The following is an 8,991-nucleotide window of genomic DNA, read 5'->3' on the forward strand; positions in this document are numbered from 1 at the left end:
CCAGGTGCCGCTGTCCGCCGTGGCGACGCTGAAGCGCACGACGGCACCGCTCGCGATCTCGCACCAGGCGCAATTCCCGTCGGTGTCGCTCAGCTTCAACCTCGCGCCGGGCGCGGCGCTCGGCGATGCCGTCGAGGCCGTGAAGATGATCGAGACCCGGATCGACATGCCGGGCAGCATCGTCGGCGTCTATGCCGGCGATGCCGCCGAGTTCGCCAAGGCGCTCGCCGGCCAGCCCTGGCTGCTGCTCGCCGCCGTGATCACGATCTACATCGTCCTCGGCGTTCTCTATGAAAGTTACATCCACCCGATCACGATCCTGTCGACGCTGCCCTCGGCCGGCGTCGGGGCGATCCTGGCGCTGATGCTGTGCAGGCAGGACCTTTCGGTGATCGGCCTGATCGGCATCATCCTGTTGATGGGCATCGTCAAGAAGAACGCGATCATGATGATCGACTTCGCGCTCGAGGCCGAGCGCGGGCGGGGTATGTCGCCGCACGAAGCCATCGTGCAGGCGTGTCTGTTGCGCTTCCGCCCGATCATGATGACGACACTGGCGGCGCTGTTCGGCGCGCTGCCGCTCGCGATCGAGAGCGGCACCGGCGCCGAGCTGCGTTTCCCACTTGGCATTTCCATCATCGGCGGCCTGCTGCTGAGCCAGCTGCTGACGCTCTACACGACGCCCGTGATCTACCTCGCGCTCGACCGCATCAACCGCCGCCTCGAGCAGGCGATGCCGCCGGCCGAATCCGGCGACCCGCCGGTCGCGGGCGCGACCGAGGGGATGCAGTGATGGCATCGATCTCGGAGCCCTTCATCCGCCGCCCGGTCGCGACCACGCTGCTGTCGATCGGGTTATTCCTGCTGGGTGCGGTCGCTTATCAGTTCCTTCCCGTCGCCTCGGTCCCGAACGTCGACTTCCCCGCCATCTTCGTCTCGGCCAGCCGGCCCGGCGCCGACCCGTCCGTGATGGCGGCGACCGTGGCCTCGCCGCTGGAGCGGCGGTTAGGTGAGATATCCGGCATCAACCAGATCACCTCGACGTCGTCGCTCGGCGTCTCCAACATCCAGCTCCAGTTCGACATCGGCCGCAATATCGACAAGGCCGCGCGCGACGTGCAGGCCGCGATCAACGCCTCGCTGGTGGACCTGCCGAGCGACCTGCCGACGCTGCCAAAATTCCGGAAGGCGAACACGGCCGGCGCGCCCGTCTTCGTGCTGGCGCTGACCTCGAAGACATTGTCGGCGAGCGCGATCTACGACGTCGCCGATACGGTGCTGGCGCAGCGCATCTCGCAGGTGCCCGGCGTCGGCGACGTGACGGTCAGCGGCGCCGACCAGCCGGCCGTGCGGGTGCAGCTCAATCCCGTTGCGCTGTCGAACGCCGGCATCGCCACCGACGACGTGCGGACCGCAATCGTCAACGCCAATCCGCTTGGTCCCGTCGGCATCTTCAACGGCGAGCGCCAGAGCGAGACGCTGTCGCTGAACAAGCAGATGCGCACGGCGAAAGAGTTCCGCGACATCGTCATCAAGAGCTCCAACGGCAATTTCGTCCGGCTCTCCGACGTCGCCGACATCGAGGACTCGGTCCGCAACGCCCGCTCGATCGCCTGGTTCAACAAGCAGCCGGCGGTGCTGATCCAGATCACCAAGCAGGGCGATGCCAACGTCATCGACACCGTCGACCGCGTGAAGGCGCTGATCCCCGAGCTGAAGCAATGGATCCCGGCCGGCGTGGACATTTCCACCCTGGTCGATCGCACCAGCACGATCCGCGCCAGCGTCCTGGACATGCAGTGGACGCTGCTGGCAACCGCCATCCTCGTGATGGTCGTCGTGTTCGTGTTCCTGCGGCGGCTGACGCCGACGATCGCGGCCGGCATCTCGGTCCCGCTGGCGCTGGCCGGTACCTGCGCCGGGATGTGGGTCGCGGGCTTCTCGATCGACAATCTGTCGCTGATGGCGCTCGCCATCTCCGTCGGCTTCGTGGTCGACGACGCCATCGTCATGATCGAGAACATGTTCCGCAATCTCGAACACGGCATGCGGCCGTTCCAGGCGGCGCTGGAGGGCGCCAAGCAGATCGGCTTCACCGTGGTCTCGATCAGCCTGTCGTTGATCGCGGCGTTCACGCCGCTGATCTTCATGGACGGAATCGTCGGCCGCCTGCTGCGTGAATTCTCGCTGACGCTGACCTTCGCCATCCTGGTCTCGACGCTGGTGTCGCTCACGGTGACGCCGATGATCTGCGCCCATTACATCCGCCAGACCACGTCCGGCACGGCGACCCTGTTCGATCGGCTGATCGAGGGCTCGCTGTCGCGCATTATCGCCTTCTACAGCCGAACCTTGCGCACCGTGCTGGACTACCCGCTGGCGACACTGCTGGTGTTCTTCGCCACCATCGGCCTCACCGTGACGCTCTACATCAAGGTCCCCAAGGGCTATTTTCCGACCGATGATTCCGGCTTCGTCATCGGGGCGACGCGCGCCTCGGCGGATATCTCGTTCCAGTCGATGCTTAGCCTCCAGCAGCGGCTCGCCGACATCGTGATGCAGGATCCGGCTGTGGCGGGCATCGGCTCAACGGTTGGCAGCGGAGGCGGGCCGGGGGGAGCGACCTCGAACCGCGGCACCATGTTCATCAGCCTGAAGCCGCCGGAGGAGCGCGAACACGTTTCGACCCAGGTCGTGATCGACCGGCTCAGGCGCGCGTTGTACCCCGTGCCCGGCATCCGCCTCTTCATGTTCGCCGCCCAGGACGTCCGTGCCGGCGGGCGGCAGAGCGATTCCGACTACCAGTACACGCTGACTAGCACCGACCTCAGTCTGCTGCAGAAGTGGGCGCCGATCGTCGCCAAGCGCATGGAGAGCGTCGAGGGGATCACCGACATCTCCAGCGATCGCGACCCCGGCGGGCTTCAACTGACCTTGTCGATCGACCGCCAGAAGGCCTCGGCGCTCGGCGTCAGGGTTCAGGACATCGACAACGCGCTGAACAATGCCTTCTCGCAGCGGCAAATCTCGATCATCTACACCCAGCGCAACCAGTACATGACCGTGCTGGAGATCGATCCGAAATTCCAGGTCGATCCCTCCAACCTCGAACGCATCTTCGTCGCGGGCGCAGGCAATGCGCAGGTGCCGCTGTCGGCCGTCGTGCACGCGACGCGCGGCCTCGCCGCGCTCGCGGTCTATCACTCGCAGTCGTTCCCCTCGACGACGGTGTCGTTCAACCTGCTGCCGGACGTGCAGCTTCAGGCGGCGACGCAAAACATCCAGCAGGCGGTTGAGGAGCTGCACATGCCCGAGGGCATCCGCGGCAGCTTCGACGGCAATGCCGGAGACTTCGCCAAGACCAGCGGCCGTCAGCCGCTTCTGATCCTCGGCGCGCTGGTGGCGATGTATATCGTGCTCGGGGTGCTCTATGAGAGCCTCGCCCATCCGCTCACGATCATCTCGACGCTGCCCTCGGCCGGGTTAGGGGCGCTGCTCGCCCTGCAGCTCACCAACACGCCGCTGACCGTGATCGCCTTCGTCGGCATCATCCTCTTGATCGGCATCGTCAAGAAGAACGGCATCATGATGGTCGATTTTGCGCTCGACGCCGAACGCCAGCGCGGCCTGTCCTCGGCGGAGGCGATCTTCGAGGCCTGCCAGGCGCGCTTCCGCCCGATCCTGATGACGACCATGGCGGCGCTGTTCGCCGGCATTCCGCTCGTGGTGGCGACCGGCCCCGGCACGGAGCTGCGCCGTCCGCTCGGCATCACCATCATCGGCGGCCTGTTCGTCTCGCAGATCCTGACGCTCTACACCACGCCCGTGATCTACCTGCTGATCGACCGCCTGCGGCGGCGGTCCGCGCGGCGCCCGCTGGCTGCGCCCGCGGAATAGGTTGTTGAAGGGCCGCATCAAGCGTATAGCGGCGCCCATGTCGAACCCGCAAGACACGGCTGCTGCCGAGCCGATCCCCGAATGCCCGCATTGCCAGAAGCCGATGCCGTTGTGCATCTGCGACAGCGTCACCCCGATTGAAAACCGATTGTCGCTGCTGATCCTGCAACACCCGCAGGAACAGGACAGGGCGCTCGGCACCGCGCGCCTGCTCGCCAGGCATTTCGCCGATGCCACGGTGCGGGTCGGCCTGTCCTGGCCGAGCCTGTCCAAGGCGCTGGGGCGGCCGGTCGAGAATGCCGCGCGCTGGGCCGTGCTCTATCTCGGCTCGGCGCGCGCCGCCGATCTCGAAGCCGAAGGCGAGATCGTCGCGCTCAACCGCAAGGGCGAGGTCGCGGACAACCAGCGCGCGATCCTGGGCAAGCTCGAAGGCGTGGTGCTGCTCGACGGCACCTGGAGCCAGGCGAAGGCACTGTGGTGGCGCAATCCCTGGATGCTCAAGTGCCAGCGCGTGATCCTCAACCCGGCGCATCCCTCGCGCTATGGGCGCCTGCGCCGCGAGCCGCGCAGCGACGGGCTCTCGACCATCGAGGCCGCGGCGACGATTCTCGCCGGCCTCGAGCGGCGTCCTGACATCGCCGACGCGCTGCATGCGAGTTTTGAACGGCTGTTGACACGCTACCGCGAGGTCCAGGCCGAGATGCCGGAATTGGCGCCCAAACCTGCGCCGAAGGGCCGGCGCGACTTCCGTCGGCGCAAACGAGCCTGACTTCGGCCCACTTCGTCTGTACGGTTGATTGCACCGCGAGGCGCGGGCATTTTGAGGTCATCGATCGAAACCGGTCGCTATCCGCTTCCCTGTTGCGGCATCGGAGAGCGGCATCCGAAGGGGCAGTCGAATTCAGCTCGCGGCGAAGGAAATCCTGACACAGGCGGCGCGGCCCGATCGCTGGGGCACGCTCGCGCTGATGGACATTTCGCTGCGCTACCGGCGGACCGTGATCGGCCCGCTCTGGATCACGCTGACCCTCGCTGCGACGATCGCAAGCGTCGGCACGGTCTATGCGGCACTGTTCAAGCAGGACATCGGCGCCTTCCTGCCGTCCTTCGCGGTCGGCCTGATCGTCTGGACCCTGATCGCCACGACGCTCCAGGAGGGCTCCAACATCTTCGTGGCGTCCGGTCATCTCATCAAGGCGGTGCCGGCGCCGCTGATCGTTCATGTCCTCCAGATGATCGCGCGCAACGTCCTCATCTTCGCGCATCACCTGGTGATCGTCGTGCTGCTCTATGTCGTGATGCCCTGGCCGCTGCACTGGAACATGCTGCTCGTGATGCCCGGCTTTGCGATCCTGTTTCTCGTGCTGCTCGGTGGCGCGGTCGCGCTCGGCATGCTCTGCGCGCGTTTTCGCGACATTGGTTCGGCGATCGTCAGCGGCCTGCAGTTCATCTTCTTTCTCACGCCGATCATCTGGACCGAGGACAGTGTGCGCGGCACCGCCTTTCACTGGCTGACGTGGGTCAATCCGTTTGCGACGCTGCTCGATCTCGTGCGCCGGCCGCTATTGTCGCAGCCGACCTCTGCGGAGCAATGGCTGTTGGGGGCGGTCTATGCGATCGTCGTGGCCGTCATCGGCCTCGGCTGTTACGCAAGATACCGCCATCGCGTGGCGTATTGGCTGTGATGCGCGCATGACCACCACGGCCCACATCGTGCTTCGCGACGTCTCGGTCACGTTTCCGGTGCTGTCGTTTCGCGACCGTTCGCTGCGCAGCCGGTTCGTCGGCGCCGTGACGCCGCGGCGGAAGGCGGCGGTCTCGCACCTCATCAAGGCCTTGAACGAGGTCAGCCTCGACATCCGCGCCGGCGACCGCCTCGCCATCATCGGCGCCAATGGCGCCGGCAAGACCACGCTGCTGCGGGTTCTCGCCGGCATCTATCATCCGACGGCGGGGAGCATTGACGTGCTCGGCCGCTGCCTGTCGCTGTTCGATCTGTCGGCCGGCTTCGACGAGGAAGCAACCGGCTACGAGAACATCATGCGGCGCGGCCTCGTGATCGGCGCGCGGCGCGCCGAGATCGATGCACGGCGCGCGGAGATCGCCGAGTTCAGCGAGCTCGGCGACCGGCTCGACCTGCCGCTGCGCACCTATTCCAGCGGCATGATGCTGCGCCTGATCTTCGCGGTCGCAACCGCGGTCGAGGGCGAGATCGTGCTGCTCGACGAATGGATCGGCGTCGGCGACCAGCAATTCCGCAAGAAGGCGCGGCAGCGGTTGGATGAGATCGTCGCCCGTGCCGGCATCCTGGTGCTCGCCTCGCACGACGTCGAGCTGATCAAGAGCACCTGCAACCGGGCGATCCTGCTGGAGCAGGGGCGGATTATGGCGGCCGGCACGACCGAGGAGATTCTCGGCCGTTATCTCGGCGGGCCGGGCGGGGCGAAGGTCTAGCGCTGCAAGCCGGGCATCAAGCTGCTGAAAGTCGTCGGGAAAGTCGGACGAAGGCGGTTGCCTAAACCCTGCATCCCCTATATTGCTCCGCCCTTACGGGGCCACGTGGCGGAGTGGTTACGCAACGGTCTGCAAAACCGTGTACACCAGTTCAATTCTGGTCGTGGCCTCCATTACAAATCCCTGATCTTTCAGCAAAATTCGATCTCGACGCAGGTTCCGCCGATCCTGTGCGGCGTCCGCCAAGGTGCGGGGCGGCCCGGTCACCGGGGTTGCCCGGGGCGTGCTGGAAACGCCCGATTCACGCCCGCTGGCATAGAGTTCGCATCTGCGACGTGATGCGACTTTCATCAACGAGCGCTGGAGCAACCCGTGGGCGATATCGTCCGATTTGTCCCGAAAACCGAGCTTGAGCGGGCTCGCCTCATCCGTGAGGCCCGCGCGATCTATGACAGCATCTTTCCATCGTCCGCACCCGACCGGGCGACGCAGGATGGCGAGGATCGCGTCAAGAGCTGATCGTTGCCGCGCCGGGCTTAAGCCCTTTAGCAACACGCCCGCGGGCGCTGCGATCAACGGCGAAGCAGCCTTCAGCAGGCCGCGTACCAGCCGTCGGGAAACGGCAGGAGAGGCCAGGCGCCCTCATTGTCATTGGCCGCATTGGGCATCGCGTCAAAACTCCGCGAGCGGAGCACGAACTCCTCCTCCGGCGCGGCAGCGAAATCTTCAATGACCATGGCGTCCCGGACGGCATCCAGCAGCAAATTGAATTCGGCTTCGCTTCTCATCGCACCCTCGCAGAACGCGGATGGCGCAATGTCGCAAAGCCGGCTTGTTACCCGATTGATCCGATCGTTCGCATTTTAACGATCCGGCGATCGGGTCCCAATTGGTTAGCGATTTTCTAAGATCCCCCGGGGACCCTAGGTTCCTCCGCTGCGCCGGCAGTGTGAAAGAGATCACATCCTGAGCGGTTTATTTCTCCTACCCCTTCGCACACCGACCAATGCAGGCCGGAGCAGGCAGGGCAGACAGGAGACTGGTCATGAAGGCGAGGTTCTTGCGGTTTGCGGGTGTGAAGAGCCGGGCGCGCCGCGCCTCGACGGTTGGGCTCTTCCTCACATTGTTCGCCTCCGCCGCCCACGCGCAAGGGACAGCCGAACAGCGCCGGGCCTGCACGCCAGACGTCTACCGGCTCTGCGCCGGCGAAATCCCCAACGTCCGCGCCATCACGGCGTGCCTGCGGCGCAACCGCTCGAGCCTGAGCGAAGCCTGCCGCAGCGTGTTCGATCAGGCCGGCGGTTGAACGCAGCAGCCTGTGGGTTTGTGCGCAGCAAGTCGCCCGACCCGCTGAGCAATCCGCGATATCGGCCCTGTGGATATGCTGCGGACAGGCTGTGGATCAGGGACGTGGCAGGTGAGGTCGTTGCCGTACGCTCCCTGCATTTCGTCTCAAAGTGCAACCCGCGCGTGCAAGAAGTCTTGATAGGCCGTGATCTAGGGGTGAACAGCCCGGCTTGAACGCGCTGCCCGACCACCGCGACGAATGGATAGAGTGCAAAAAGGATCAGTGGAACGTGATCGCATCTCCGCTTCCTAAAGCACCAATATGGTGCTTTAGTGCTTTCGATGAGCCAGTCGCCCCGAAACGCGCCGTCCGCGCTGCGTTACAGGCTTGCCCCTGATCCGGCCGCCAAGGCCGCGCTGGAGGCGACGTTCAGGGCATATGACCGCATGATGGAGATCCTCGATGAGGTCGCACGGAGCCACAATGTCGGCTCCAACGTCGTGCTGCTGCATGCCCACGCCTATGACCCGATCCGCAAACAGACCGCGCTGCCGTCGCGCCTGGTGACGCTGGGCCTGCGTGACCGCACCGAATATCGCGCAGCGCAGGGCCGTCGTCTGCCGCTCGACGACAAGCTCGCCAAGATCAAGGGCCCGGCCACCATTTCGATTGCGACCGTGCAAGGGCGCTTCAGAGTGCCGTTCGACTATGCCGGCTATGCCAAGGGCTGGGGGCAAAGCGTGCCCGCGCGCCTGATCCGCACCGATGACGGTTTCGAAGTTCACTACGGCGTTACGCCGAACACTCTGCCAGAGGAGGAGAACGCTATGGATACCATCGCTGCCGCTCCCGAAAATTTCCTGTCACGGGTCGGGCGCCTGATCGCCGGGATCGCCTATGACGCGATCGAGCAGGCTGAAGGCAAGAACAAGCTTGGGGTGGTCGGACAGGCCATCCGCGAGATCGAGCGCGCCGAAAGCGAGGCGCGCGATGCGCTCGGCGCTGCGCGTGCCGAGGAATACCGCCTCAACGCGCGCCGCACCGAGATCGAACGCGAGATGACCGATCTCGCGCCCAAGATCGAAGGGGCGATCACCGACGGGCGCGACGACCTCGCCCGCGCCGGCATCGCGCGGCAGATGGATCTGGAGGCGCAGTTCGAGGTGCTGTCCCGCGCCATCGACGAGAACAACGAGAAGATCGAGCAATGCGTCACCTCGTTGCGTGCCGTCCTGTCGGCACTTCAGGACGCCGAGCAGCGCCGCGCCGATCTCGAAAAGAGTGAGGCGGCCGCAAGCCATCAGGCCGCGACGTCGCCTCGCAAACAGGGCGGCAGCTCTGCGGCGGCGAAG

The 8,991-nt window shown here is 65.5% G+C and carries 8 protein-coding genes, 1 tRNA gene and 1 pseudogene; 9 read left to right on the forward strand and 1 reads right to left on the reverse strand.

The window, feature by feature from the left end; translation table 11 throughout:
- The 7 genes and pseudogenes from MOV74_RS22840 to MOV74_RS22870 form a co-directional block, all read left to right on the forward strand.
- Positions 1–793: efflux RND transporter permease subunit (locus MOV74_RS22840; protein ID WP_246927206.1), on the forward strand; the 793-nt coding region annotated here is incomplete at its 5' end.
- Positions 793–3,897 carry an efflux RND transporter permease subunit gene (locus MOV74_RS22845; protein WP_246927213.1) on the forward strand — a complete coding sequence of 1,035 codons (3,105 nt, stop codon included), beginning with the start codon at positions 793–795 and terminating at the stop codon, positions 3,895–3,897. The genes MOV74_RS22840 and MOV74_RS22845, both read left to right, overlap by 1 nt.
- Positions 3,898–3,934: 37 nt before the next feature.
- Positions 3,935–4,666, forward strand: a complete 732-nt coding sequence (locus MOV74_RS22850) for a tRNA-uridine aminocarboxypropyltransferase (protein ID WP_246927215.1) — start codon at positions 3,935–3,937, stop codon at positions 4,664–4,666.
- 199 nt (positions 4,667–4,865) lie between these two features.
- The gene (locus MOV74_RS22855) at positions 4,866–5,582 is read left to right on the forward strand and encodes an ABC transporter permease (RefSeq protein WP_246927217.1); all 717 of its coding nucleotides are present in this window, start codon (positions 4,866–4,868) and stop codon (positions 5,580–5,582) included.
- Between the two features lie 163 nt (positions 5,583–5,745).
- A pseudogene (locus tag MOV74_RS22860) lies at positions 5,746–6,351 on the forward strand (ABC transporter ATP-binding protein); the annotation flags it as partial.
- A gap of 99 nt (positions 6,352–6,450) precedes the next feature.
- Positions 6,451–6,524: transfer RNA gene (locus MOV74_RS22865), tRNA-Cys, on the forward strand.
- Between the two features lie 199 nt (positions 6,525–6,723).
- Complete coding sequence (locus tag MOV74_RS22870; protein WP_246927231.1) at positions 6,724–6,870, forward strand: hypothetical protein; 147 nt, start codon at positions 6,724–6,726, stop codon at positions 6,868–6,870.
- A 71-nt stretch (positions 6,871–6,941) separates the two neighbouring features.
- On the opposite strand, the gene MOV74_RS22875 is transcribed toward MOV74_RS22870, so the two are convergent.
- Complete coding sequence (locus MOV74_RS22875; protein ID WP_246927233.1) at positions 6,942–7,139, reverse strand: hypothetical protein; 198 nt, start codon at positions 7,137–7,139, stop codon at positions 6,942–6,944.
- Between the two features lie 257 nt (positions 7,140–7,396).
- Here MOV74_RS22875 and MOV74_RS22880 point away from each other — a divergent pair, with 257 nt between their 5' ends.
- Together MOV74_RS22880 and MOV74_RS22885 are read left to right on the forward strand one after the other, a co-directional pair.
- Complete coding sequence (locus MOV74_RS22880) at positions 7,397–7,657, forward strand: hypothetical protein (RefSeq protein WP_015686208.1); 261 nt, start codon at positions 7,397–7,399, stop codon at positions 7,655–7,657.
- A gap of 314 nt (positions 7,658–7,971) precedes the next feature.
- A partial coding sequence (locus MOV74_RS22885; RefSeq protein WP_246927235.1) for a PspA/IM30 family protein occupies positions 7,972–8,991 on the forward strand: 1,020 nt, incomplete at its 3' end.

Source organism: Bradyrhizobium sp. SHOUNA76, from assembly GCF_023006445.1.
Taxonomy (GTDB): domain Bacteria; phylum Pseudomonadota; class Alphaproteobacteria; order Rhizobiales; family Xanthobacteraceae; genus Bradyrhizobium.